We start from the raw sequence: 383 nt of genomic DNA, 5'->3' as shown, positions 1-383 counted from the left end.
GGCGACCACGGGCAGCACCCACAGGGAGAGCGTCAACGGAAGCGCGCGCATCACTCGTACCTCAGGGCATCGATGGGGTCCAACAGGCTCGCCTTGCGCGCCGGGTACAGGCCGAAGACGACCCCGACCAGGCCGCTGAAACCAATGGCCAGCAGGGCCACGTCCGGGCGCACCAGCATGGGCCAGCCGAACTGCGCGGCCAGCAGCTTCGCCACGCCCAGGCCCACGGCCGCGCCAATGATTCCGCCCAGCACCGCCAGCGTCAGCGCCTCGATGAGGAACTGCGCCAGGATGTCGCGCGGCCGGGCGCCCACCGCCACGCGCACGCCAATCTCGCGCGTCCGCTCGGTGACGCTCACCAGCATGATGTTCATGATGCCGAT

1 protein-coding gene is annotated in these 383 nt (G+C 70.0%); it reads right to left on the bottom strand.

The features are described from left to right. Positions 1 to 50: 50 nt before the first annotated feature. A partial coding sequence (locus D7V93_RS43800; protein ID WP_120648742.1) for an ABC transporter permease occupies positions 51 to 383 on the bottom strand: 333 nt, incomplete at its 5' end.

Source organism: Corallococcus llansteffanensis (assembly GCF_003612055.1).
GTDB lineage: Bacteria > Myxococcota > Myxococcia > Myxococcales > Myxococcaceae > Corallococcus > Corallococcus llansteffanensis.
This window is presented reverse-complemented; position numbering and strand designations above follow the sequence as displayed.